This is a genomic window from Erythrobacter colymbi (genome assembly GCF_002155685.1).
GTDB lineage: Bacteria > Pseudomonadota > Alphaproteobacteria > Sphingomonadales > Sphingomonadaceae > Erythrobacter > Erythrobacter colymbi.
In genome coordinates this window covers 1-23,798 of sequence record NZ_MUYK01000008.1, presented here as the reverse complement: position 1 = coordinate 23,798, position 23,798 = coordinate 1, and the positions used below count along the sequence as shown (strand labels likewise).

General features: G+C 65.5%; 26 protein-coding genes and 1 pseudogene. 9 read left to right on the top strand and 18 right to left on the bottom strand.

Going from position 1 to position 23,798, the window contains the following annotated elements:
• Positions 1-13 precede the first annotated feature (13 nt).
• A complete protein-coding gene (locus BZF57_RS14505; protein ID WP_162291020.1) occupies positions 14-886 on the bottom strand; it encodes a LysR substrate-binding domain-containing protein in 873 nt (290 codons plus the stop codon).
• 101 nt (positions 887-987) lie between these two features.
• Between BZF57_RS14505 and BZF57_RS14500 the strand changes: the two genes are divergently transcribed.
• Positions 988-2,901 (top strand): TonB-dependent receptor domain-containing protein, encoded by a 1,914-nt coding sequence (locus BZF57_RS14500; RefSeq protein WP_086739242.1) that lies wholly within the window; start codon positions 988-990, stop codon positions 2,899-2,901.
• On the opposite strand, the gene BZF57_RS21140 is transcribed toward BZF57_RS14500, so the two are convergent.
• The 4 genes and pseudogenes from BZF57_RS21140 to BZF57_RS14490 all read right to left on the bottom strand — a co-directional run bounded on the left by BZF57_RS21140 (position 2,878) and on the right by BZF57_RS14490 (position 5,518).
• Entirely contained in the window at positions 2,878-3,054 is a 177-nt protein-coding gene (locus BZF57_RS21140; RefSeq protein WP_156076260.1) for a hypothetical protein, read from the bottom strand. The genes BZF57_RS14500 and BZF57_RS21140 overlap by 24 nt on opposite strands.
• A 46-nt stretch (positions 3,055-3,100) precedes the next feature.
• A pseudogene (locus BZF57_RS21785) lies at positions 3,101-3,232 on the bottom strand (choice-of-anchor Q domain-containing protein); the annotation flags it as partial.
• A 144-nt stretch (positions 3,233-3,376) separates the two neighbouring features.
• The gene (locus BZF57_RS14495; protein ID WP_086739240.1) at positions 3,377-5,125 is read right to left on the bottom strand and encodes an NHL repeat-containing protein; all 1,749 of its coding nucleotides are present in this window, start codon (positions 5,123-5,125) and stop codon (positions 3,377-3,379) included.
• Positions 5,126-5,185: 60 nt separating this feature from the next.
• Positions 5,186-5,518: a hypothetical protein gene (locus tag BZF57_RS14490; protein WP_143738510.1), complete on the bottom strand. Its 333-nt coding sequence runs from the start codon at positions 5,516-5,518 to the stop codon at positions 5,186-5,188.
• A 251-nt stretch (positions 5,519-5,769) separates the two neighbouring features.
• On the opposite strand from BZF57_RS14490, the gene BZF57_RS14485 reads away from it, so the two are divergent.
• On the top strand, positions 5,770-7,050 hold the full coding sequence (locus BZF57_RS14485; RefSeq protein ID WP_086739236.1) for an NADH:flavin oxidoreductase/NADH oxidase family protein: 1,281 nt from the start codon (positions 5,770-5,772) through the stop codon (positions 7,048-7,050).
• A gap of 2 nt (positions 7,051-7,052) precedes the next feature.
• Here the strand turns inward: BZF57_RS14485 and BZF57_RS14480 are convergent, their stop codons facing one another.
• Together BZF57_RS14480 and BZF57_RS14475 are read right to left on the bottom strand one after the other, a co-directional pair.
• On the bottom strand, positions 7,053-7,814 hold the full coding sequence (locus BZF57_RS14480) for a LysR substrate-binding domain-containing protein (RefSeq protein WP_086739234.1): 762 nt from the start codon (positions 7,812-7,814) through the stop codon (positions 7,053-7,055).
• On the bottom strand, positions 7,729-8,022 hold the full coding sequence (locus BZF57_RS14475) for a LysR family transcriptional regulator (RefSeq protein WP_086739232.1): 294 nt from the start codon (positions 8,020-8,022) through the stop codon (positions 7,729-7,731). The genes BZF57_RS14480 and BZF57_RS14475 overlap by 86 nt, the downstream gene beginning before the upstream one ends.
• 79 nt (positions 8,023-8,101) lie before the next feature.
• Between BZF57_RS14475 and BZF57_RS14470 the strand changes: the two genes are divergently transcribed.
• From BZF57_RS14470 to BZF57_RS14460, 3 genes are read left to right on the top strand one after another with little or no spacing between them, the layout of a single operon-like run.
• Positions 8,102-9,160: a quinone oxidoreductase family protein gene (locus BZF57_RS14470; RefSeq protein ID WP_086739230.1), complete on the top strand. Its 1,059-nt coding sequence runs from the start codon at positions 8,102-8,104 to the stop codon at positions 9,158-9,160.
• Entirely contained in the window at positions 9,157-9,645 is a 489-nt protein-coding gene (locus BZF57_RS14465; RefSeq protein ID WP_086739228.1) for a hypothetical protein, read from the top strand. Before BZF57_RS14470 ends, BZF57_RS14465 begins: the two co-directional genes overlap by 4 nt.
• Entirely contained in the window at positions 9,642-10,415 is a 774-nt protein-coding gene (locus tag BZF57_RS14460) for a dimethylarginine dimethylaminohydrolase family protein (protein WP_086739226.1), read from the top strand. The genes BZF57_RS14465 and BZF57_RS14460 overlap by 4 nt, the downstream gene beginning before the upstream one ends.
• Before the next feature lie 242 nt (positions 10,416-10,657).
• Here BZF57_RS14460 and BZF57_RS14455 read toward each other — a convergent pair whose 3' ends face one another.
• On the bottom strand, positions 10,658-11,566 hold the full coding sequence (locus BZF57_RS14455) for a LysR family transcriptional regulator (RefSeq protein ID WP_086739377.1): 909 nt from the start codon (positions 11,564-11,566) through the stop codon (positions 10,658-10,660).
• A 111-nt stretch (positions 11,567-11,677) separates the two neighbouring features.
• Here BZF57_RS14455 and BZF57_RS14450 point away from each other — a divergent pair, with 111 nt between their 5' ends.
• Together BZF57_RS14450 and BZF57_RS14445 are read left to right on the top strand one after the other, a co-directional pair.
• Positions 11,678-12,121 (top strand): DoxX family protein, encoded by a 444-nt coding sequence (locus BZF57_RS14450; RefSeq protein WP_086739225.1) that lies wholly within the window; start codon positions 11,678-11,680, stop codon positions 12,119-12,121.
• A gap of 13 nt (positions 12,122-12,134) precedes the next feature.
• The gene (locus BZF57_RS14445) at positions 12,135-12,815 is read left to right on the top strand and encodes a glutathione S-transferase family protein (RefSeq protein WP_086739222.1); all 681 of its coding nucleotides are present in this window, start codon (positions 12,135-12,137) and stop codon (positions 12,813-12,815) included.
• 270 nt (positions 12,816-13,085) lie between these two features.
• On the opposite strand, the gene BZF57_RS14440 is transcribed toward BZF57_RS14445, so the two are convergent.
• From BZF57_RS14440 to BZF57_RS14430, 3 genes are read right to left on the bottom strand one after another with little or no spacing between them, the layout of a single operon-like run.
• A complete protein-coding gene (locus BZF57_RS14440; RefSeq protein WP_240506002.1) occupies positions 13,086-13,814 on the bottom strand; it encodes an SDR family oxidoreductase in 729 nt (242 codons plus the stop codon).
• Complete coding sequence (locus BZF57_RS14435) at positions 13,811-14,473, bottom strand: peroxiredoxin-like family protein (RefSeq protein WP_086739220.1); 663 nt, start codon at positions 14,471-14,473, stop codon at positions 13,811-13,813. Before BZF57_RS14435 ends, BZF57_RS14440 begins: the two co-directional genes overlap by 4 nt.
• Positions 14,474-14,498: 25 nt before the next feature.
• Positions 14,499-15,119 carry a glutathione S-transferase family protein gene (locus BZF57_RS14430; protein ID WP_086739218.1) on the bottom strand — a complete coding sequence of 207 codons (621 nt, stop codon included), beginning with the start codon at positions 15,117-15,119 and terminating at the stop codon, positions 14,499-14,501.
• Between the two features lie 255 nt (positions 15,120-15,374).
• Here BZF57_RS14430 and BZF57_RS14425 point away from each other — a divergent pair, with 255 nt between their 5' ends.
• Positions 15,375-16,262: a LysR family transcriptional regulator gene (locus tag BZF57_RS14425; RefSeq protein WP_086739215.1), complete on the top strand. Its 888-nt coding sequence runs from the start codon at positions 15,375-15,377 to the stop codon at positions 16,260-16,262.
• On the opposite strand, the gene BZF57_RS14420 is transcribed toward BZF57_RS14425, so the two are convergent.
• From BZF57_RS14420 to BZF57_RS14390, 7 genes are all read right to left on the bottom strand, one after another.
• Entirely contained in the window at positions 16,263-17,093 is an 831-nt protein-coding gene (locus tag BZF57_RS14420; RefSeq protein WP_086739213.1) for an EamA family transporter, read from the bottom strand.
• A gap of 1 nt (position 17,094) precedes the next feature.
• Positions 17,095-18,177, bottom strand: a complete 1,083-nt coding sequence (locus tag BZF57_RS14415) for an alkene reductase (protein ID WP_086739211.1) — start codon at positions 18,175-18,177, stop codon at positions 17,095-17,097.
• A complete protein-coding gene (locus tag BZF57_RS14410) occupies positions 18,174-19,100 on the bottom strand; it encodes a DMT family transporter (protein ID WP_086739208.1) in 927 nt (308 codons plus the stop codon). Before BZF57_RS14410 ends, BZF57_RS14415 begins: the two co-directional genes overlap by 4 nt.
• 186 nt (positions 19,101-19,286) lie before the next feature.
• Positions 19,287-19,838 (bottom strand): carboxymuconolactone decarboxylase family protein, encoded by a 552-nt coding sequence (locus tag BZF57_RS14405; RefSeq protein ID WP_086739206.1) that lies wholly within the window; start codon positions 19,836-19,838, stop codon positions 19,287-19,289.
• A 92-nt stretch (positions 19,839-19,930) separates the two neighbouring features.
• Entirely contained in the window at positions 19,931-20,869 is a 939-nt protein-coding gene (locus BZF57_RS14400; protein ID WP_086739204.1) for a helix-turn-helix transcriptional regulator, read from the bottom strand.
• A 73-nt stretch (positions 20,870-20,942) separates the two neighbouring features.
• The gene (locus BZF57_RS14395; RefSeq protein WP_086739202.1) at positions 20,943-21,845 is read right to left on the bottom strand and encodes a helix-turn-helix domain-containing protein; all 903 of its coding nucleotides are present in this window, start codon (positions 21,843-21,845) and stop codon (positions 20,943-20,945) included.
• The gene (locus BZF57_RS14390) at positions 21,832-22,209 is read right to left on the bottom strand and encodes a hypothetical protein (RefSeq protein WP_143738507.1); all 378 of its coding nucleotides are present in this window, start codon (positions 22,207-22,209) and stop codon (positions 21,832-21,834) included. Before BZF57_RS14390 ends, BZF57_RS14395 begins: the two co-directional genes overlap by 14 nt.
• Positions 22,210-22,357: 148 nt before the next feature.
• Between BZF57_RS14390 and BZF57_RS14385 the strand changes: the two genes are divergently transcribed.
• Positions 22,358-23,724 (top strand): IS3 family transposase gene (locus BZF57_RS14385; protein WP_120222458.1). Its coding sequence is split into 2 segments (ribosomal slippage): positions 22,358-22,709 and positions 22,709-23,724, totalling 1,368 coding nucleotides; the frame shifts between segments, so codons are not numbered across the junction.
• The last annotated feature ends 74 nt before the right edge of the window (positions 23,725-23,798 follow it).

Below are 23,798 nucleotides of genomic sequence, written 5' to 3'. Positions count from 1 at the left end.
GATCAAGCCGTCGTCACCCGACATTTTCGCTCAGGAACCGCTCGGTCTGCGCCATCTCTTCGCGCACCCACTCGGCAAAGGCCCGGACGTGAGGCGGGGTGGGGCGGCCGGCGGGGAGGGCGAGGTAATAGCTCCACGGCGAGGCATGACGCGGACCCGCCACGGTGACCTCCCGGTTGGCAATCCGGTCCGACATAAGGACCAGGTCGAGCACGCCCATGCCCGTGCCTGACATCACCGCTCCGATCACCAGCTCGCGCGACATCACCCGGATTTCCTGACCGCCCCGCTGCCATTGCGGCCAAGGGTCCCAATCGTCTTCGCTCCCCACCCACACGATCCGCGGGACCGCTGCACCGTCCGCCCGGTCGCTGCGCACCAGCGGGCCGAAATACTGTGGCACCAGCAGCTGTGCCTCGATCCCCGGCCATCCGCCCGGGCCGAGCCGGATCGCGCAATCGATCCGCTCACGCTCGAGATCGAGCAGGCGCGGCGACGTCGCCAGACGGACATCGATCTCGGGTCGGGATTCGGTGAAGCGGGCAAGGCGCGGGAGCAGCCAGTTGACCGCAAAGCTGTCATAGGCGCTGATCGTCATCACCTGCCGTGCGCTGCGCACCTCGTCGAGGGCAACGTCGATCGCGGCGAAGGCAGCGCCCAGGTGCGCGGCGAGCTTTGCACCCTGGACGGTCGGCACTGCCCTTCGTCCCTCGCGCCGGAGCAGCGGCAGTGGCATCGCCGCGTCGAGCGCCTTCAACTGGTGGCTGATCGCCGAGGCCGTCAGCCCCAGCTCGGCGGCGGCCGGGTTCACGCCGCCGAGCCGCACCACAGCTTCGAACACCCGCAGTGCGTTGAGCGAGACACTGAGCGAAGCACGCGAGTTCATCGTTGAGTTTTCTTCATATGTATCGCGAACCAATTCGATAGTCATCGCAGGATTTGCGAGGGAAACAAGCGCCTCGTTCAACAGGCCAGAATCCCTCTCCGATGAATAAATCAACAATTGCCGCCGCGCTGCTCGCAGGTGTCGCCGCAGCGCCGCTCCACGCCCAGCGCGCGACCGAGAATGCGCTGCAGGCCGCCGAGGATGCCTTCGGCACCAGCATCGGGCGCGAGAATATCGGGCTCTACGGCTCGGATGATGTGCGCGGATTTTCGGCCGTGGACGCGGGCAATGTGCGGCTCGAGGATCTTTATTTCGACCCGGTCACGCTGCCCTCTTCGTTGCTGCGATCGACCACCACGATCCGCGTCGGGATCGCGGCGCAGGGCTTTGCCTTTCCTGCGCCCTCGGGTGTGGTCGACATCCGGTTGCGCAGACCTGCGGCAGACCCGGGGCGCAGCCTGTTCGCCTCGACCGACACGTTTGGCTTCCTGGTCTCGGAAGCGACCGCCGATGTCCGGCTTTCCCCGCGCCTGGGCGCGGCGCTGGGCGCGGGGGCCTATCGCGAGGCCTATGGCAACGGCACCACCGACTGGATCGCCTCGGGAAGCGCGACCTTCGAATGGAAACCCTCGGACAGTCTCGAGGTGGTGCCCTTCTTCTCCTATCTGGCGATGCGCGAGGCACAGAGCCCGCCCGATTATATCACCTCGGGCGAATACCTGCCCCCGCGCGTCCCGCGCCTGTTGTTCACCGGGCCGGACTGGGCCGAGAATTCGCGCAACCGCTTCAATTTTGGCACGATCGTCAAATGGCAGGAGGGTGGCTGGCGGCTGCGGGCAGGGATATTCCGGTCGGTCTCCAACGCCCCGGCGAGCTTCGCCAATCTCTATCTCGACGTCACTCCCGATTCGACCGCGAGCCAGCTGATCGTCACCGATCCGCCTGCGCGCAACGGATCGACCAGCGGTGAGCTGCGGCTCGACCGCGCTTTCGGCAGCGGCGATGTGCGACACACCTTCACGCTGTCGCTGCGCGGGCGCCTGCGCGAGCGCCTGTTCGGCGGGAGCCAGTTCGTCGATCTGGGCCGGATCGTAATCGGCGCGCCGCAGCCTGCGCCGCGTCCGGCCCCCGCGTTCGGAGCACAGGACCTCAACCAGATCCGGCAGGGCACGATCGCGGCAGGATACGCCTTCAGCTGGCGGGGCGGTGTCGACTTCAATCTCGGCCTCCAGAAGACCGCTTACCGCCAGCGCGCCGTTCCCGGCAACGGCGCGGCCTTGGTCGGCAGGGCGAGCCCGGTGCTGCTCACCGCGACCGGATCAGTGCGGCTGGGTGAGCGGTTGTCGGCCTATGCCAGCTATGCCGAGGGACTGGAGGACAGCGGCGCTGCGCCGGGCAGCGCGACCAACCGCAACGCGCCGCTGCCCGCCAGCCGGACCCGCCAATACGATATCGGCTTGCGCTGGAAGCTGAAGCCCGGTCTCAGCCTGATCGTGGGAGCCTATGATCTGAGCCGCCCCTATTTCCAGTTCGACCCGCAGGGTGCGTTCAGCCAGCTCGGCAGCACGGCAAACCGGGGTATCGAGGTGAGTCTGTCGGGCGCGATCACGCCGCGGCTCGATGTGGTGGGCGGCGCGATCATAGGCGATTCCAGGGTGCGCGGCCCGGCGGTGGAGGCGGGGCTGGTAGGGACCGAGGCGGTGGGCCGCCCCGACCGCCGCTTCAACCTCGCTGTCGACTGGCGCCCGCCCGTTGCCGAGGGCGTCACCCTGTCCGCCGGAGTGCGGGCGCAATCCTCGGTCGTGGCGACCAGCAGCAATGTCGTGCGCGTGCCGGCGCGGGCCGTCTTCGATGCGGGCGTGCGCTACGGCTTCCGGCTCGGAGATGTGCCTGCACAGGCGCGACTAAGCGCCACCAACCTCGCCAATACCTTCGGTTGGGACGTCTTTGGCAGCGGCGTCTACGGCTTCATCGATGCGCGTGCGGTGCAGTTAAGCCTGGGAGTCGATTTCTGACCGGGCTCGCGCCGCCAACAGCTTGGTGCGGGCGACAAAGGTGTTGGCAAGCGGCCCCTGCCGGACCCGCTGGCGCGCGGCGCCGGGCAGGGCCACGACCGACGGTTCCTTGTCCGGGTCGGGACAGCCTGCCCGGTTGGTTTCGCGTGCCATGATGATCGGTCCCCCCTTGCGGCCCTTCCGAGAAGCTTTCGAAAGCGCCGATATCGACTCCCGCGCCCTGCGGCCGGCGCGCTCCGGCGATATCGCGCGCCGGACTGCCGAGGCTACGCGCGGCGGCGATCACGGGGCTGCCGGAAAGCAGAAGGAAATCCTGCTTCCCGGTATCCATGCCCGCTCCACCGACGGATGCGGTCGATTGTGCGCCCCCACCGTCGACCCCGCCGCAGGCAGCAAGAAAGGTCAGGGCGAAGAAAGGTCAGGGCGAATGCTGCAATACATGCTCCGGCACGCTGCGCGATACTGTTCATGGGCGTCAGATCACTTCGTCGAAGCTGAACATGAAGGGTTTGCCTGCCAGCCTGTTGCCGAAGCCGTACTGAAAGGTTTGGGCCTGCGTGCCGCTTGGCGGGCGGAAGGGCCATTGCTCGGCAGGCCAACCGGCAGAATTGCCGATGTTCATGCCGTAGCTGTGGACGATCTTGCCGTTGTAATCGAGCACCGCGAGCGCACGGACGTTGAGGGCGTTGTTGGCGCCGCTGCCAGCGTAGCCGGCATAGTTCGGGCCGATCGCGATGTTGACCGGGTCCACGAGCCGCGAATCCTGCAAGGTCGCCAGCGGCTGGCCGCGCCAGTCGTTGACATAGATGCGCCGCGTCCCCCGGCTGACGACGAAGATATCGTCGCTGAGGAAGTCACCCGCGATGGGTGCCGTAACTTGGACGGGATTGGCACCGGTCTGCCATTCCGCGATGGTCGCGGTCGGCATCTGCGGCGTGCGAGTGGGGTTGACGAGCGAGGTCACGTCATACTGGCGGATCTTGCCGTCCATCGTCGCGATGGTCAGGCGCTTGCCGAGCTCATTCCAGCGCTCCTGCACCACCCGGCCCGACCGCGCGTTCGCGCCGAGCCGCTTCTGGCGGGCGAAGACGGCGGTGGGCTGCTGGACCTCGATCGTGCCAAGTACCTTCGGCATCTGCTCGGGCCGCGCGGCAAAGGTATAGGGCCACTGGTTGTCGCCCGGGCCCTGGTTGCTGTTCGCGGTCTGGTTCCAGTTGGCCTGCGTCGTCAGATACATGGTGCGGTAGAAGGTCAGGAGCGGGCGCAGGTCGACAATCGCCACCTTGTTTTCCGCGCGGGAGCCGACCGCGACGTAGCCGGCGGCGGCGAGGTTCTTCCAATGCGTCTCTTGCGGCAGGAACGCGTCGTAATCGAGCACGCTGCGCGCGTTCCATTCGGCGCGGCCGGCATCCGTTGTCAGCTCGGGGCCGCGCCAGGTGTTGTAGCCGCGGAACGATTTCGTGCCGGAGGACAGCGCCACCGAAACGCTCGTCGGTGCCGCCATCGGCAGGTCGACGAAGCCGAGCAGCTTTAATCCGCGGATCGTCGGCCAGCTCTGCACGCCCCAGCCAAAGCGTCCCGTATCGGCAGGTCCGATGTTGGCGGGATCCTGAGGGCCGACCGCGATCACCGCCAGCTGGCCCTTGACCGCGTTGGTATCCCACACGGTCACGAACAGGAACTCGTTCATTCCGGACAGCGCCAGCCCGGTCGGAACCTTGCCTGGGGGCAATTGCAGCACGGGAAGAACCTCGTTGCCGATCCCGGTGTAACTGTCGTTGCCCGTCCCGGCGGCGGCGATCACGCCATTGCGGAAGGCCAGAAACCCGGTCACGGAGGTCTGGATCTGGCCGCGCGCCGTGGCAACTGCGGGCAGCGGAAGGTCAGGGTATCGTTGCCGCAGACCCGGGATCGCCGTTGACGTCGGCGTGGAGATGCCGTTGCGGTTCCACCAGTCGGGCGTCCATTCCGCCCGCATGCGCAGACAGAGGGCCTCGGTCTGGCCGCCCCCCGTTGCCTCGACTCCGGGGATGATGCCCCGGATCGCCCTTGCACCATCGAAGGCGCGCATGTTGGCGACGCCTGCGCTGAAATCGCTCGGTGCGTTCGCATCGGGGTTGAACAGCATCTGCCCGGCCATCTGCCAGCCGCCGCCTCCGGAATAGCCCTCGCCGTAAAGCGCCCGGTCCTCGGCATCGCTGCGCGGGAGTTTGTCCGGGGTCACACAGAAGCGATCGGCGAGCGCCTGATTGACCCCGCCCTTCCACAGCCCGTTCGGCTCTGGCTAGAAGACGGTCGATGTTTCTGCTGCCGTCCCGAAGTCGGTGGCAGTCGGGCCGAGCCGGTAATTGACGATCTCGGGCGTGTTGAACGCATTGGCTACGCGGCGATATTCAGCCGCGTTGATCGACCCGTCGTTGTTGAGAATGAGTTCGCGCCATTGCCCGATGGGCGCGGCCGCTGCGACCGGCGGGGTCGAAGGCGTGGGCGCGGGCGCCGCACCGGCCGTGGGCGGCGCGCTGGCCTCGTCTCCGCCGCCGCAGCCGGCGAGCAGCAGGCAGGCCACCAGCGCTGCCGTCATTTCTTGCATCCGTGCCGTAACTGTCCGCTTCGCCATGCTCCATCCTTTCGCCCAGCTGCATCGATCAGGGCGAAACTCGGAATTTCACGGATAATCTTGGGTAAACGCGCGAGTTTTTCCGCAATATTTGGAAAGGCTTGCCGAAGGCCCGTTAACCATCACAATCAAGGTGAAGCGCTCGCTACATAAAGTTGTCGACAGCATCGAGCAGACCGGCCAGTAACACTTTTCCCGATGCCGAAAGCGCTTTAGCTCATGCCAGTTCGGCCCTGTTCGAAAGGCTTTGCATGCTCGAATCGCCCCTGACGCTACCCTGCGGCGCCACCTTGCCCAACCGACTCGCGAAGGCGGCCATGACCGAAGGACTTGCCACGCCGGACGGTATCCCGACGGCGCAGCTCGAACGGCTTTATGGTCTGTGGTCCGATGGCGGGGCGGGGCTGCTCATCACCGGCAATGTCATTGTCGATCGCGACCACCTCGAACGCCCCGGCAATGTCGTGATCGACCGCGTCCCCGACGCGGCGATGGCGGCCGCGCTCGCGGGTTGGGCGAGGGCCGGGACGCGTGGCGGCAACCACCTGTGGGCGCAAATCAGCCACGGCGGGCGGCAGGTGCAGAAGACCGTCAATCCGGCACCGAAGTCCGCCTCTGCCGTGCAGTTGGCGCTTCCCGGCGGGCAGTTCGGCAAGCCCGTGCCGCTCACGACTGCCGAGATCGGCGATCTTGTCGCGCGCTGGGCGATTGCCGCCAAGGCCTGTCAGGACGCGGGCTTTACCGGCGTCCAGATCCATGCCGCGCACGGATACCTCGTCTCGCAATTCCTCAGCCCGCGCTCCAATCACCGGACCGACGACTACGGCGGGAGCCTTGAGAACCGCGCGCGCTTCCTGCTTGAGATCGTCGCTGCGGTCCGAGCTGCGGTCGGGCCGGCCTTCCCGGTCGCGGTCAAGCTCAACAGCGCCGATTTCCAGAAAGGCGGCTTCGACTTTGCCGACAGCCTGACGGTGGTCAAATGGCTGGAGGCCGCCTCGGTCGATCTGATCGAGATTTCGGGCGGTACCTATGAACAGCCCAAGCTGCTCGGGATCGAGGGGATGGAGGCGGTCGAACAACAGAACGTCGCCCCCTCGACCGCCGCGCGCGAGGCCTACTTCGTCGATTTCGCGCAGGCGATGCAGGCCGAAGTCAGCATCCCGCTGATGGTCACCGGCGGCTTCCGCAGCCGGGCGGCGATGGCGCAGGCGATCGAGGGCGGGGCAGCGGACGTGATCGGCATCGGCCGCCCGATGTGCGTGATGACCGATGCCCCGCGCCGCCTGATCGAAGGGCTTGCCCAATTGCCGCGCTATGAGGACCGGCTTGAAGTGATCCCGGGCTGGCTCGGTTTCCTCAAGCGCCTACAACTGATGAAGGCGATCAACGGATTTGCCGGGATGGCGTGGTTCTACGAACAGCTCTGGAGCCTCGGCCACGAGGGACACACGAACGAGGCTGCGGTGCCGTTCAAGTCCTTCATGGCGCTCGACAAGCGCAACCGGGCGATCCTGGCCGCGCGTTCACGCTGACGTCACTGGCCAGACACGCCGAGGGCCGTCGAAAGGCGCAGGGTCAGCCAATCGATAAAGCCCTGTACGGCGGATTTCGCTCGCCTTTCAATCGGTCGCACCAGCCACAGGGTGCTCGGATCGGTCATGCTCTTGTCGGACGCGAGAGCAAGCCTCCCTGCTGTCAGATCGTCGGCAAGCAGGAAGTATGGCGCTAACAGTATGCCTTGACCGGCGATCGCCGCGTCGATCGCCAGATGCGCGTTGCTGAATGAAGGATAGCAATCCAGTGACCCGGCCAGGGGAATGCCGTGCGTCTTGAACCATGACGGCCAGGAGGCGGATGTATCGGGATCGGCACCCTCCGGCCGGGACGTGTGGATCAGCGGCGCATTGGCCTGGATGGGGCCTTCGAGGGCCTTCGTGGCCTCCTCGATCATGTGGGGTGCGCACACGGCGACCATTTTCCCGCCCGACACGAGCGGTTCGGCATGAACGCCAGGATAGGGCCCTGGCCCGTAGCGAATGGCGAGATCGAAGCCGCGATTGATGCCGTCCGCTGACAAGTGGTCGGACGCTTCGATGCTGAGCCCGACACCGGGGTGCGACGCGTGAAAGTCCGCAAGCCTTGCCGCGAGAAATTTCGCTGCAAATGAGGGCAGCACATCCAGATGGACGGTATTCCGGCGGCCGGGTGCATCACGATCGGGGGGGTAATTGCGAGAGTATGTCCTCGATCCGCTCGAAGGCGGGGCCGAGATCGCGCGCGAGCAAGGCGCCTGCATCAGTCAGGCGCAAGGCACGGTTGAAACGCTCGAACAAGAGGAGGCCGAGCTGGTTTTCCAGCGTCCTGATCCCTTGGCTGACGGCAGCCGGCGTGACGGATAATTCGCCTGCCGCTGCCTTGAAGCTCAGGTGGCGCGACGCGACTTCGAAGGTCCGCAGCGCACCCAGCGAGACCGATTGAAGCCTTGACTTTGCTGTTTCGCGCATCGCTTCAGATAACCAAAACTAATCTGAACTGCAAGATTACTCGTTTGGGAGTGACGGGCGGCATCCTTAGGATCGGGATATGGACGATCTGATGAAAGCTGTCGTAATCCGCGCGTTCGGCGGGCCGGATGTGCTGGAGGACGGATACTGGCCGATCCCCGATCCCGCCCCCGGCGAGGTGCGGATCAGGATCGAGGCGACGTCAGTCAACCCGATTGATCTGGCCTGGCGGCGGGGCGAGTTGGGACAAAAACTCCCTGCGGTTCTGGGCCGCGACTTTTCCGGAACGATCGACGCTATCGGCGAGGGGATCTGTGATCTCGCATCCGGTGACAGGGTCTGGGGTTACCAGGCCGGCCTTGCCAGCAACGGCAGCTATGCTGAATATCTGTGTCTGCCCTCGCTGCTCGTCGCCAAGCGGCCGCGTACGATTTCGGCACTAGAGGCCGCCGCGATGCCCGTCGTCGGGCTGACCGCCTACAAGTGCGTGTGTGAGAAGGCCCAAGTCGCGGCTGGCATGCCGGTGCTCGTGACCGGGGCTGCCGGCGGTGTCGGCGCGATGATCGTGCAGCTGGCGCAGCACGCCGGAGCCTCCCCCATCGTTGCAACCGCGGGAAGCGATCGCAGTGCTGCCTATCTTGTCGATGAGCTGGGGCTCGATCCGGATCGTATCGTCCGATATCGCGGATTGAGCCGCAAGGAGCTCGCGGCGGCGGTGTTCGATCGCGCGGGAGGCCATCGCCCGCACATTGCGTTCGACACGGTGGGCGGTGCGATGAAGCTGCTGGCATTCGATACCGTTGCGGTGGATGGCCATGTCGTCTCGATCGTCGAGGAACCTGCGGATTTCCCGCTGAACCTGTGGGACGAGACAGCCAGCCCGATGTCCATGCGCTCGCTATCCTTCCACTTCGTCGAGCTTAGTGCAGGCGCTCGCCTTGTCGGCCGGGACGCCCTTTGTTTCTTCCGCAAGGGTTTCGACTGGCTGGGTACGCAAGTGGATGCAGGGCTAATCCGGCCGCCGCGCATTCAGGACATGGGGGTGCTGTCCGCCGATACCGCGCGCAAGGCGCACAGGCTCCTGGCGACGGGGCATGCGGGCGGCAAGCTGATCATGACGACAGGTAGCCACCGATGACGAGCCGCGCCCCCGCTGCAAGCCCGGATCCGGCGGACATCATAGCTGCACTCTACGATATCGTCTCCGGCCCCGCCGACAGTCCGAGGCGATGGGATGACGCAAGATCGCTGTTCTGGCCGGATGCCAGAGTCCAGACGGTCTATTCCGGCCGCAGCGGCCCGCTCGACTTCAGAAACCTCAGTGTCGAGGAATGGTTCGCGCGGGCATCCGAGCGGTTTCGGCGGATCGATTTCTACGATCAAGGTGTGATATCCGGCTATGAAACTGGCGGCATGCTGGCGACAGCGGTCAGTCCCTACGTGTCCCGGCACGAACCCGGGGGAGCCATCTTCGAGCGCGGCGTGAACTACTACACCTTTTTACGGACGGAGCCGGGCTGGAAGGTGCTCCATCTTGTCTGGGAGATCGAGCGGCCGGACAATCCCCTCTCGCGGGGGTCGGCAGCCGCGCTCGACCGGGCCAACTGGTTGCGCTGCGCATGACCCGGCGGATCACGGCCTATCTTCGCACGCCATCGCCTGACATGGCCTCGGCCTGCGAACTCACCTTCATGGATCGCGCTCCCATCGATATGGAACTCGCTGTCCGGCAACACCAAAGCTATGCGGATGCGCTGCACCATGCCGGCGCCGACGTCATCATGTTTCCGGCGCTTGAGGGCCATCCCGATTGCGCGTTCATCGAGGATACGCTGCTCTGCTTGCCCGAGATCGTCATCGCCATGCGCCTTGGTGTCGCATCGCGGGAAGCAGAGGGGGGCGCAACCGTCGGCGAACTCGGCCTGGATCGCGAAAGCGCATCGATCGAGGCCCCCGGAACCCTCGAGGGCGGTGATATCTTGCGCGTCGGAAAGCGGCTTTATGTCGGCCTGTCGTCACGCAGCAACCGGGCGGGTATCGACCAACTCAAAGCCCTGGTCGGCTGCTTCGGCTATGACGTCGTTGCCGTTCCCATGACGAAGGCGTTGCACCTCAAGACAGCGGTGACGTGTGTCGCCCCGGGCGTTATCGTCGGAAACCGGCAATGGGTGGATCCGTCCATCTTCAGTCCCATGCAGTTCGTGGACATCGCCGATACCGAACCCTTTGCCGGGAATGTCCTGCTCGTCGATCGGACGGCGATCATGCCGATTGCCCATTCAAGGACCGCCGAGATCGTCGCGAACCTTGTGGATGCCATTGTGCTCGTCGACGTAAGTGAATTTGCCAAGGCCGAGGCTGGGGTGACTTGCCTGTCTGTTGTCGATCAATGAAAGCCGGATCACCGTTGCCGGTGGCTTGATCGCATCTTGCTCCCTTTCGACCAATTGAGTTGGTCGAGTGCGTTCCGGTACCCCGATTGTCGGCCAGTCTGGCAGCCTCTGCCGGAATCGGACCTGTTGATGCTCTTGGACTCGAACTCCTGGCCTTGGGCAGAGAGCTATCGAACCCGAGTGGATGATCGGACAGCGATATGGCGTATCTCTTTGCGTTGTCCGCGCCATGCGGAAAGGGGTCACTTGTCCGTTATCGTGTCGGTAAGCCCCTCGAACATCGCACGCTTTGCAAGCAATCCTTCGCCTACGAGATCGAAGAAAGCTCGCACGCGGGCGGTTGTCCGCAGATCTGAATGGGTGACGATCCACATCTCGCCCCGCAGGTCGGACAGCGGATAGCCGATACGCTGGAGGTCCGGCTCGCCGTCGCCAAGGTAACAGGGTAAAAGTGCAGCACCCATCCCGGCACGCACGGCGACAAACTGGTTCACCAGGCTCGAGGAACGAAAGACGATTCGCTCGCTCGACGCAGATCGGTTCACCCAGTCTGCAGCGCCGATGTTGTTCACCTCTTCGCCCCAGCCAATGACCGGATGCCCTCCGAAAGGATCGGCCGGATCCGTCGGCGCAAGGCTTTTGGCGGCGTAGATGGCCCAGGCCACGTCGGCGATCTTTCGCCCCCAAAGCTCGTTTTCGCGCGGGCGAATGGGCCGCAAGGCAATGTCTGCCTCGCGCCGCGAGAGCGAGAGCACGCGATTGTCCACGGCGAGCTCTACCTGGATACCGGGATTCGCGGCGCGGAAGCGGGCGATCTCGGGGGTGAGCATGCGATAGGCGAGCGTCTCGGAGGAAGTGACCTTCAGCCGTCCGGAAAGCCGCTGGTCGCGGCCCGAGACTGCGCGATCGAGTGTCTGAGTCTCGGCCTCGATCCGTTCGGCCGCGGCAGCGACCTGCGCGCCGGCGGGCGTCGGGCAATAGTCGCCGCCCGGGCTGCGCTCGAAGAGTCTGGTGCCGAGCCGCTGTTCCACCGCCTTCAGCCGGCGGTACACGGTCGAGTGATCGATCTGCAGCGATGTCGCTGCGCGGGTCAGCGCACCTTCTCGCGCAACCGCAAGCACCAGTTTGAGGTCGTTCCAATCATCAAGCATCTGGAGAGGGTAGGCATTCATTGCAGGCATGCAAGCCCGCTTGGTGAAATCACCATGAGCATTGCAGAAACACCGACCCTAGATTCCGCCATGTAACTGGACAGGAGTCTCATGATGACAACGTCATCAATCTCATATCAGCCCTACGGCATCGCGCTGCTGCGCATCAGCCTTGGGATCATGTTCATCGCGCACTCGGTCCTGCTGAAGCTGTTGACCTTCGGCTTGCCGGGCACGAGCGCGTTCTTCCACTCCGTCGGCCTGCCGGGACCGCTCGCATATGTGACATTTGCGGCCGAGGCGATCGGAGGCGTGCTGCTCGTGCTGGGTATTGGCACCCGCTTCGTGGTGCCGGCGCTCACGCCGTTCCTCGCGGGTGCCATCGTCTTCGTTCACTTCGGCAATGGTTGGGTATTTAGCGCGCCGGGAGGAGGCTGGGAGTATCCGGCTTTCTTGCTGGTTGCCTCTGTTGCCCAGGCCTTGCTGGGGGACGGCGCCTTCGCGCTCTCGCAACACTTCGACCGGGGTCACGATCTCGGTCAGCGCACCGCCTGAAGGAGGCTCTGCCATGATGCACCTTACGCTCGTCAGCCATCATCTGTGCCCCTACGTGCAGCGCGCTGCCATTGTTTCCCATGAAAAGGGGATCGACTTCACCCGGGTCGATATCGACCTTTCCGCCAAGCCCGACTGGTTTCTCGCGATCTCGCCGACGGGCAAGACCCCGCTGCTTCGCGTGCGTGACGGGGAGGGCACCGAGCACATCCTCTTCGAAAGCGCTGTCATCGCCGAGTTCTGCGACGAGATCGCGCCGGGACGCATGCTCCCTGACGATCCGCTCGCGCGGGCTCGCCACCGGGCTTGGGTCGAATTCGCTTCGGGCACGCTCGCCGAGATCGCGGGGTTCTATGCTGCGCCCGATGCTGCCGGCTATGGAGCCAAGGTCGAGGCGTTGAGGTTGCGGTTCGCCAGGGTCGACGCGGCCCATGCCGGCCCGTGGTTCGGAGGGGAGCGGTTCGGCCTTGTCGACGCCGCCTTCGCGCCCGTGTTCAGATACCTCGATGCATTCGAGGCGCTGCTTGGGATGGATCTCGTCTGCGGCCTTGAGATGCTCGGCGAATGGCGGATGCGCCTTGCAAGCCGCCCCTCGGTGCAGAGTGCGGTGTCGCCGGAGTACCCGGCACGGCTTGCAGAATTCCTGCGCAGGCGGGGCAGCCATATGTCGAGGCTCCTCGGGCAGGCTGCCTAGCATCCCGCTCGGGCCTCACGGCGTTCTGAGCGGATGTTTTCAAGTAGGCGTCTGCCCTTTCCAAAAAGGGACACCGCGATGCAGTGGGTCACGCGCAGCGCTACCTCGCACTGATCGAGGACGAAGCGCCACTGGTGGATCGTCTCGAGCAGTTGGAAATCGCATCATACCTTCGGGTCACACCAGTGGCATTGAGCAGGATCTGTCGTCGGCTCAAGCAACAGGGGCGCCTGTCCGCAAGCGCGTGAGACTTCGCTATCGATACTGAGGTCAAAGGCTGCTTCGCCCGATCGAGGCACCGCCGTCCACGAACAGGGTCTGTCCGGTGATGAAACCCGCGTCGTCCGACAGCAGGAATCCGGCCGCCGCCGCGATTTCTTCCGGCCGGCCGAAGCGGCCCATCGGCACGGCGGAGAGGTAGCGCGCTTCGCCGGGGCTGCCCGGGGGATTGTTCTGGCGGAACAGCTCGGTCTCGGTCGGGCCGGGGGCAACCGCGTTGACGGTGATCCCGCTCCCCGCAAGCTCGAGCGCCCAGCTACGCGCGAAGCTCACCAGCGCGGCCTTGGCGGCGGCGTAAGCGGTGCGCTCGGGCGCGCCGAGCACCACCAGGCTGGCAATGTTGACGATCCGTCCCCAGCCACGCGCGCGCATGCCCGGCAGCAGCGCCTGCGCCGCGAGCAGCGCGGGGTGGAGGTTAAGCCGCAACACATCGTCGAGCGTGTCGAGGTCGATCGCTCCCAGGGGCTGCGGGCGGACGAGACCGACATTGTTGACCACCCCGTCGAAGGCATATTCCTCAGCCAGCGCGGCCAATCCCTCCGCGCTTGCAGCGCTGTCGGCGAGATCGAGCGGGACGAGCGTGCCGGGAAATCCGGGGTCATCCGCCGTGCGTGCGATGCCCACCACCCGGTGCCCGACCCCGGCAAGCTGCTCTGCCAGCGCCCGGCCGATACCCTTGCTGGCACCGGTAACGAGGAAGGTGCGGGGCGCGACCATCATGCAGCGACCGCTGCTGCCGCCCGGCGGATTGCGGGGAGCATGTCGGCAGGTTCCGGGCGGCGGGTGTAGTCGGGATTGACCTCGGCATAGGCGATCACGCCGTCCGAGCCGATCACGAAGCGGCCGGGCATCGGCAGGGTCCAGCTATCGTCGCCGTTGAACAGCGGGAGCATGTTGCCCAGCGACTTGTAGAGCTCGACCAGATAGCCGGGCAGCGCGAACCGCAGACCGAAGGCGGCGGCGACGGTATTGCCGGTATCCGAGAGGATCGGAAAGCCGAGCGCATTCTCGCGCAGCGACTTGCGGCTGTTAACGCGATTCTGCGGCGAGATCGCGACAAGCTTCGCGCCTGCCGCCTCGAACTCCGCGCGCGCCGCCTCGAGTGCTTGCAGCTCCATGTTACAATAGGGGCACCACACCCCGCGGTAGAAACTCACCACCAGCGGGCCTTGCGCAAGCAGATCGGCTGAGCTGACGGGCGTGCCATCTGGGGCTTCCAGCGCGAAGGCAGGGGCACGGTCGCCGGCCTTCAATGCGCGTCCGGCGGCGCCCGAAGCGATCAGTTCGGCGGTCGCGCGTTCCATCGTGGCGCGCACCTCGGGCGGGCGGGCGGCGATGAACTCTGCCTTGAAGGCATCGAGGCGGTCTTGCAGGCTCATGGGAGTTCTCCTTCGGGGAAATCGGTCAGGCAGCGGGGACGAGGGCTTCGACGCGCGCAATGGCGCGCTGGACCGCGGGGCGGGCTTCGGTGGCGGCGACCCAGCGGCTGAGGTTGGGCAGGCCGGAGATGTCGACCTCGGCAAAGGCGCGGCGCCACAGCCAGCCGAAATGGGCGATGTCGGCGATGGTGAAGCTGTCGCCGGCGACGAATTCGTGCCGCGACAAGGCGAGGTCGAGCATCCCGGCGGTGCGTGCAGCCTCGGCCTCGAAGCGGGCAATGGCGAGCGGCTGGGGCTCGGCGGCCTGCTTCTTGAAGAACCCGGCCTGGCCGAAAGCGGGGCCGAGGCCCGAGGCGTGGAAGAACAGCTGCTCGAACACCCGGGCGCGGGCCTCTCCTGCGGCGGGGAGGAGCTGGCCGGTCTTTTCGGCGAGGTAGATCAGGATCGCCGCGCTCTCGGTCAGCACCAGCGGCCCGTCGACGAGCACCGGCACCTTGGCATTGGGGTTCAATGCCACGAACTCGGGCACCTTCTGCTCGACCTTGCGGACGTTGACGCCGGTGAGGGCGTAATCGAGCCCGAGCTCTTCGAGCGCGATGGGGACCTTGACGCTGTTGGGCGTGGCGAATGCGTAGACTTCGATCATGGTCGTGCTCCTCTTGTCAGCGATGGAAGATGCGGTGGGCGATGGGGGCCGCGGCGACGAGGATCGCGGCGGTGATGCTGCCGGTGATCTGCAAGGTGTAGGCAGCGTCCTGAATGGCCTGGCGCATCATGTCCGGAGGTTCCTTGTGTTCGGCAGCGCCGTGTTGTGCTGCCTTCTGACAAGACAGATGCCGATTTCCCGCGCGACAGGGCAGGCGGGGCGTGGCACTATGATCTATTCCAGGGGGGAATGAGGATGGACCGTTTCCAGGCGATGGCGACCTTCGTGCGGGTGATCGACACGGGGTCCTTCTCGGCCGCCGCGCGGCTTGGCAATGTCGGGCAGCCGGCGGTCTCGAAGATGATCGCGCAGCTCGAGGACCAGCTCGGTGTGAGGCTGGTGACGCGCACCACCCGGGGCCTCTCGCCGACCGAGGCGGGACAGCGCTACTACGAGCGGGCGCGGCGCGCGCTCGAGGAGGCGGACGAGGCCGAGATTGCTGCGCGCGGCGAGGGCAGGGGTCTGACCGGGCGGCTCAGGATCTCCGCAGCGACGACCTTTGCGCGGTTGCACATCGTCCCGCGGCTTCCAGCATTCATGGACCAGCATCCGGATCTTGAGCTCGAACTCATCATGGACGACCGGGTCGTCGACATGGTCGAAGAGGGGGTGGATGTCGCACTGCGCATGGGTGCGCTGCCGGATTCCTCTGCCATCGCGAGGAAGCTGGCCACCGGGCGGCGCACGCTGGTCGCCACGCCGAACTATCTCTCCAGGGCGGGCACGCCTGCAAATCCGGCCGATGTCGCGGGCCATCAGGCGGTGGTCTATACGCGATACGAAGCCGCGCACTGGACCTTCCGTCACGCGGGTGGGGCCGAGGCCTCGGTCAGCGTTGGTGGCCGGCTGCGGGTCACAGCCGCGGAGGGCCTGCGCGCGGCGGTGCTCGCCGACATGGGGCTCGCGGTGGCATCCGAGTGGATGTTCACCCGCGAGCTTGCCAGCGGCGCGGTGGTCGAGGTCTTGCCCGACTGGGCGCTCCCGCCGATCGACCTGTGGGCACTGTTCCCGAGCGGGCGGCTGACGAGCGCCAAGGCGCGCGCCTTTGCCGACTTCGTGGGCGAGGTGCTGAAAGAGGGCTGATCAGCCGCGCCGGAGAGTGAGTGCGATGCCGCCCAGGATCAGCGCGGCGGCGAGCGCGAGCCGCCATGTCAGCGGCTCGGCCAGCAGGGCGGCGGCGGCGAGCGCCGCGACCACCGGGGTCGCGAGCTGCACCGCGCCGACCGCGGCGTGGGGCAGGCGTGGCACCAGCCGGTACCACACGACGTAGCCGAGCCCCGACGTCAGCGCGCCCGACACGATCGCCAGCCCGGCTCCGCTCGCCGTCACCCCCGTCCCGCCATCGAGCAGCGGCAGCGGGGCGGCGAGCAGCGCGGCGAGCACGAAGTTGCCGGCAGTGCGTCGCGCCGGATCGGGCGCGCTGCGGCCCAGCACCGAATAGAGCCCCCAGGCGGTCCCCGCCGCGATCATGCTCGCGGTCGCCAGCAAGGGCCCGGGCGCAAGGTGCGCGCCGAGCAGCAGCGCCACACCGGCCAGCGCCAGCGCGATGCCTGCAATGTCGGTTCTCCGCACCTTCTGGCCCGTCAGCGCGCCGCTCGCCAGCACGGTCGCCTGCACCGCGGCGAACAGCACCATCGCCCCGGTCGCCGCGCCGAGCTCGACATAGGCGAACGAGAAGGCCGCGCAGTAGACGAACAGCGCGAGCGCGCCGCGCAGGCTGAAGGCCGCGGCGCGCGGCCCGCGCAGGAGCCACGGGAGCAGCACCACAGCGCCCGCGCCGAGGCGGATCGCGGTGAAGCTCCCTGCCCCGATCGCCCCCTCCCCCAGCGCCGCGCGCGCCAGCAGCGAATTGCCCGCGAAGGCGGCGACCGCCAGCACGGCGAGCGCCGGGGTGACGAGGCGCGGCGGCGCCATCTCAGTCGTGGAAGGGATAGTCGATATAGCCGTCCCCGCCGCCGCTGTAGATGCGCGCGGTGTTGAGGGGGTTCATCGGCAGGTCCTCGGCCAGGCGGCGCGGCAGATCGGGATTGGCGATGAACAGCCGCCCGAAGGAGGCCGCATCGATCTCGCCCGCCTGCAAAGCCGCCCGCGCCCGCTCACCCGTGTAGCTGCCATTGGCGATGTAGTTGCCCCCGAAGGCCTTGCGCACCACCTGCGGGTCGACGATGCGGTCGAAGGGATCGCCGCGAGGGTCGCTCGGCTCGACGCAGTGGAGATAGGCGAGCCCGCGCTTGCCGAGTTGCTCGGCCAAGTATCCGAACAGCGGCGCGGGGTTGCTGTCGCTCATCCCGTTGATGGTGAGCGAGGGCGAAAGGCGGATGCCCACCCGGTCCGCGCCCCATACCGAGATCACCGCGTCGGTCACTTCGAGTGTCAGCCGCGTGCGGTTCTCGATGCTGCCGCCGTAGCGGTCGGTGCGGTGATTGGTGCCGTCGCGGAGGAACTGGTCGAGCAGGTAGGCATTGGCGCTGTGCACCTCGACCCCGTCGAACCCGGCGGCCTTGGCGTTGATCGCGGCGCGGCGGTAATCCTCGATAATCCCGGGAATCTCGTCGGTCTCGAGCGCGCGGGGGACGACGAAGTCCTGCGGGCCTTCATAGGTGAAGGCGTGGCCGCTGAGGCCCACCGCGCTCGGTGCGACGGGCAGCGCGCCGCTCGGTTGCAGCGAGGGGTGCGAGAGCCGCCCGACGTGCCACAGCTGGAGCATCATCCGCCCGCCTGCGGCGTGGACGGCCTCAGTCACCCCGCGCCAGCCTTCGACCTGCTTGTCGGAGTAAATCCCCGGCGCGCCCGCATAGCCCTTGCCCTGCTGCGAGATATGGGTTGCCTCCGAGATGATGAGGCCGGCGGTCGAACGCTGGGTGTAGTAGGTCTGCTGGAGCTCGTGCGGCGCGTCGTCGGCATTGGCGCGGGTGCGGGTCAGCGGGGCCATGACGATGCGGTTGGGTGCTTCGATGGCACCGTAACGGATCGGTTGGAACAGGGGGTCATGGGTCATTGCGCGGTTCCTCCGGCAGCAGGTGAGGGAGCGGCCGGGCGATGCAGCCCGACTGCGACGAGAAGACCAATCGAGGCAAGCGCGGCCCCGGCGATTTCGAAAACTTGAGGCAAAGTGCCGCTCCACAGGCTGCCGAGCAGCAGGGTCAACGCGGGGACGATTGCCGGGAACAGCCCGGCGCGCGCGGCTCCGAGACGGCGCACCGCGATGCCGAAGGCGATCACCGCGATCACGCCGGATGCCACGCCTTGCACGATCACCTGCGCGGCCAACATGCCGGGCGTGAGCGCTGCGAGGCGGTGGAGATCACCTGCGACCAGCATAGTCGGTACAACCACCAGTGCCGAGAGCACCGAAACCGCAGCCGTCACGGCCAGGGGATCGAGCTCCCAGCGCTTGATCAGGATGGTGAAGCCTGTCCAGCACAGCCCGGCGGCGATGAACAAGAGGTCGCCGATCCACACCATTCCACCGCCCATCGCATCGGCATGGCCGGCGATCAGCGCAAGGCCGCCGATGATCAGGGCGATCCCGACCAGCCGGGCCCCGGTGATACGCTCGCGCAGCAGGACCGCACCGGCCAGCATCGAGGCCAGCGCGATGGTCGAAGGCTGGATCACCGCGCCATGCGTGAGCGGAGCGTAGAGATAGCCGCCGGTGCCGAGCAGGATGAACGAAGGGCCCGCCAGCAGCGTCAGCACCCCCGCGCGGCCCCAGCCGATCCCGCCGAGACACAGCGGATCGTGGCGCAGCAGCCAGGGGAGCATGATCAGCGCGGCGGTGCCGAAGCGCAGCAGGATGAAGTCCTGCGGCAAAAGGCCGCCAGTGGTGCCGGCCTTGGCGAAAAGCATGAAGGTCGACCACACCAGCGCGGCGAATAGCCCTGCGGCGATGCCGCTGGCGACCGGGGAAAGGGAAAACAAAGGGGCCCTGCCATGCCGCGCGACGGGGGGAGAGAGAGTGGCGGTCATGGCAGGGCTCCAGGGGGACGGCTGCCCGCGCCGGGAGAGGAGGGTCGCGCGGGCAGCTCGGGTCGGAGAGAGAAGAGGGGGCCGCCCGCGCGGGGAGGGGGGAGGGGGAGCGCGGGCGGCAGGGGGCAGGTCAGGGCGTCAGGCGGCCAGCGCCACGTCCAGTTCGGGGGCCGCGGGGAAATCGACCGGAATGTCGGTCGCCGCGTGCAGATAGTTGCTGATGATCTTGTCGCCGATGGTCATGATCACGTCGACGAGGTTCTCCTCGCTCCACCCGGCGGCGAAGAACGCGTCCTTCGCAGCGTCTTCGGCATGGCCGCGGTTGGCGACCAGAGCGAGGGTCAGCTTGGCGAGTGCATCGAGCTTGGGATCGAAGCTCGCAGCCCCCTTGCGGATCTCGATGATCTGCGCGTCGGAAAAGCCGTTCATCTTGCCCAGCATCGTATGCGCGGCGAGGCAGTAGCGGCACTCGTTGTACTGGCTCACCACCAGGTTCACGACCTCGCGCGACTTGGCATTGATCGACGATTTCGCCGATTGCAGCGCGAGATAGGTGCCGAGCGCGTTCTGCGACAGCGCGAAGGTGGCGTAGAGATTGGGCACGAAGCCGAGCTGGCCCTTGAGCGCGTCGAACAAGGCCTGATTGCCCTGACTGACGGTTTCGCGGGTGGGGACGGTGAAGCTTGTCATCGGGAGCATCCTTTCGTTGGCCCGGCGTGTTGCCGTGACCTTCAGATGCCGCGCCGAGGCGCTTTCCGGCAGACCGCCTGCAGCGATAGCATCTATGCCTGCGGGGAATGACCCATTGCCGGAGCGGATTCTGCGGCAAACACCGCCATGCTCTCGTTTGGCGTGTCGCCGGCACTCATGCCCGCGAAAGAAATTCTCCGGAACTGCCCCGGGGTCAGCCCGGTCTTCTTCTTGAACGTCGCGCTGAAATGCGCCTGATTGGAAAATCCGCAGGACAGCGCCACCTCAACCAGCGGCATGTTGCTCGTCGCAAGAAGCTCGTGCGCGCGCTTCAGTCTCATGCTGAGCACAAACTGATACGGCGTGAGTCCCGTGTCGCTCTTCATGACGCGGCACAGATGCCCGATCGACATGCCGGCCACCCGCGTCAGATCGAGCGCGTCAATCGGCTGGTCGAGGTGTGATGCCACGAACCGTTCCAGATCGCTCAACTTGCGCCGGGTAATGTGGATCCGCCCGGGCTGCTGGTTCCCCAGCATAGATGACTGCGTGGGCAGGCCGCTCATGGTAACGCAGCTGATCAGACTTTTGAGCAGGCCTGCATGCAGCGGCGTCGCGGGCTCGGACTTGAGCAGCCCATCTGCGATGTAAGCCGTCACGGCCACCAGGTTCGCGCTGCGATGGCCGAACACTTCATGCAAGCTATGGGAATAGCCAGACCGGAGGATCGTCGGTACCGCTGCGTCCGGGAGAAAAACCGTCACAAGCCCGAGCGGGACCGGAGGAAGAATGATATCCTCGCCGAGCGAAAGGCGCAGGATCGAAACCGTACCTGCCCGCATGTGAAGCTCTGCCGTGCCTGCGATTGTCCTCCGGTGGAGCACGGCGCTGCGACGCGCGGCGACAATCAACCAACCTTGCGCATCATCATGCGGTCTCGGCCCGAAGCGCTCCCTCTCCCAGCACGCCAAAGCGCCCTCACGGGCGACAAGCGAACTGACCGCAATCCCGTCTTCAAAGTTGTTCTGCATGGTGACTGATCCCTCTGACCCCGTCACCAGCTTATCGCCTGCCGCCCGGACACGCGTTCATCATCCTATCGGGTTACATGATCCGATCATCGTGGGTTCTGCGCACCTGCGCACGATACTCGGAGGGCGACATCCCGCACGATTTCTTGAATGCTGCCGAGAAATGCTGAAGCGACGAGAATTCAAGCAAGTGCGCCAGATCGGTCAGCGAGATCGGCTTATCCCGGATCAGTGACTTGGCACGAGCGATCTTGCGCTCGATGATCCAGCGATAGGGCGGCATGCCAAACTCGGCTTTGAAAACGCGCATGAAATGGGGAAGCGACAGTCCGCTGACGGCTGACAGTTCCGAAAGGGCGAACGGGCCGAAGAGATTGGCCTCGATATAGTCTGCGACCTGCCTCATTTTTTCGCGTTGAGGATGGTGCGGGATCCGGCGCTGCGCTTGGCGGCGATCGACATTGGACCAGGAATGGAGAAGTTCGGCGGCTACCGCAAAGCCGACCGAATCCGCCAGCAGCCGGTTGGTTGGCAGCTCGTCCTTGAGCAGGACTGCGCGACGGGCAATGCTCGCAAGGCCAGGCGCGGCGGCGTTTTGCGGATCGATGAACTCTACCGCTCCTCGGCGGAAGTCATCACCAAGCGCCAGTTCGAACATTCTTTCGGACAGCAGGATGCGCGCGAACTGACAATTCTCGGCACGATAACGGATCGCATAGTCGATACCGCCCAGACCCATGTTCGCGGTACCCGGCGTTCCCCAGCCGTTGTAAAGAGTAGACTCATATTGATTTTCGACCCAGATCCGGCCCGAAAGGTGAACGCAAACCAGCAAAGTCCTTTCCGGCAGACAAGCCTGAACCTCGGACATTGCCTCATGATCGAGAAAGCCGTGGCTGATGATCACGTCGCCCGTGCTGCTGACGACGTCACCGGCAGCGCGGAGCCCCGGCCATTGCAGTTCAGGTAATCCCATGCCCCGTCACATCCCCGGTCCGACGAGCCTCTGTCGGAGAGGATGCATCATACTGCGCAAAAAAGCGCAACCGGTTTACTGCCAGTTCCGCTATATCGGCCGCAATTGCGGGAAGATCCAGCAGAGCTGTGGCGGCGAGTTCGGTGGACCCAAAAATCATGTAAAGAAGGTCGGAGTCGCGTGGTCCGATACTTTGCTGAAACACACCGGCCATGCAGCATTCGGTCAGAAATTTCCGATCGGCCGCCTCATAGAAGTTGAACTCTTCATCGCTTACATCTGACCTCAGGGTTACGGTCGCCATCCATCTTGGGCAGCTCGGATCGCTCCCGGGTGTCAGTTGATTATCGATGCGCTTGCCCATGATGGTGCCCGCCTTTCAGACGCTTACCTAAGCGCGGGTCATTGCGCGGAGTATATCGCGAACTGTCCCCCGTCAGCACCAATGGCACAGATTTGAGGTTGTGATTTAAGGAGGGTTGGGGCTTCGTCGTAGTGACGAAGGAACGAAGATGAAGACCCAACCCTCCGTGAAAAAATCCCCTCCCAAGAAGGCCCCAGCTGAGCGGGTGGTCAAGGATATCCGCCGAGCAACCCGGCGCCATTTCTCTGCCGAAGAAAAGATCCGCATCGTGCTGGACGGCCTGCGTGGTGAGGACAGCATCGCAGAGCTGTGCCGCAAGGAAGGCATCGCCCAGAGCCTGTATTACACTTGGTCGAAGGAGTTTATGGAAGCAGGTAAGCGCCGGTTGGCCGGTGATACCGCCCGTGCCGCGACCACTGGCGAGGTGCAGGATCTGCGCCGCGAAGCCCGCGCCCTGAAGGAATGCGTGGCCGACCTGACGCTGGAAAACCGTTTGCTCAAAAAAAGCATGATCGCGGATGGGGGCGACGAAGAATGAGGTATCCCGCATCCGAGAAGCTCGAGATCATCAGGATCGTCGAGCAGTCCCACCTGCCTGCCAAGCGAACGCTGGACCAACTCGGCATCGCCCGGCGGACGTTCTACCGCTGGTATGACCGCTACCTCGCAGGCGGCCCGGAGGCGTTGGCGGATCGGCCATCGGCTCCAGGCCGGGTGTGGAACCGGATCGCGCCCGAGGTGCAGGACCAGATCGTCGAAATGGCGCTGGAGCAGTCCGAGCTGTCACCGCGCGAACTGGCGGTGCGATTTACCGATGAGCGCCAATACTTTGTGTCCGAAGCTACGGTTTACCGCCTGCTCAAGGCCCACGATCTGATCACCAGCCCGGCATACGTCGTGGTGAAAGCGGCTGATGCGTTCCATACCAAGACGACCCGGCCGAACGAGATGTGGCAGACCGATTTTACCTACTTCAAGATCATCGGGTGGGGCTGGATGTATCTCTCCACCGTGCTCGACGACTTCTCGCGCTACATCATCGCCTGGAAGTTGTGCACCAACATGCGGGCCGAGGATGTGACCGACACGCTGGATGTAGCGTTGGTCGCATCCGGATGCGACAGCGCCACGGTGTTGCACAAGCCCCGGCTGCTCAGCGACAATGGTCCCAGCTACATCGCGGGCGAACTGGCTGAATACATCGAGGCCAACAAGATGAGCCACGTGCGCGGCGCCCCGATGCACCCCCAGACCCAGGGCAAGATCGAGCGCTGGCACCAGACCCTTAAAAACCGCATCCTGCTCGAGAACTACTTCCTGCCCGGCGACCTTGAGGCCCAGATCGAGACCTTCGTCGAGCACTACAACCACCGCCGATACCACGAGAGCCTAAACAACGTGACGCCCGCAGACGCCTACTTCGGCAGGGCACCAGCCATCATCAAACAACGCGAAAGGATCAAGCGACAGACCATTGAACATCGGCGCTTGCAACACCGTAAGCTCGCCGCCTAAAACCCAACAACAGACGAGGCCCGCACTCCGCTAATTTACGCCGCGACCTGTGCCAAATGTTCTGACGACGGACA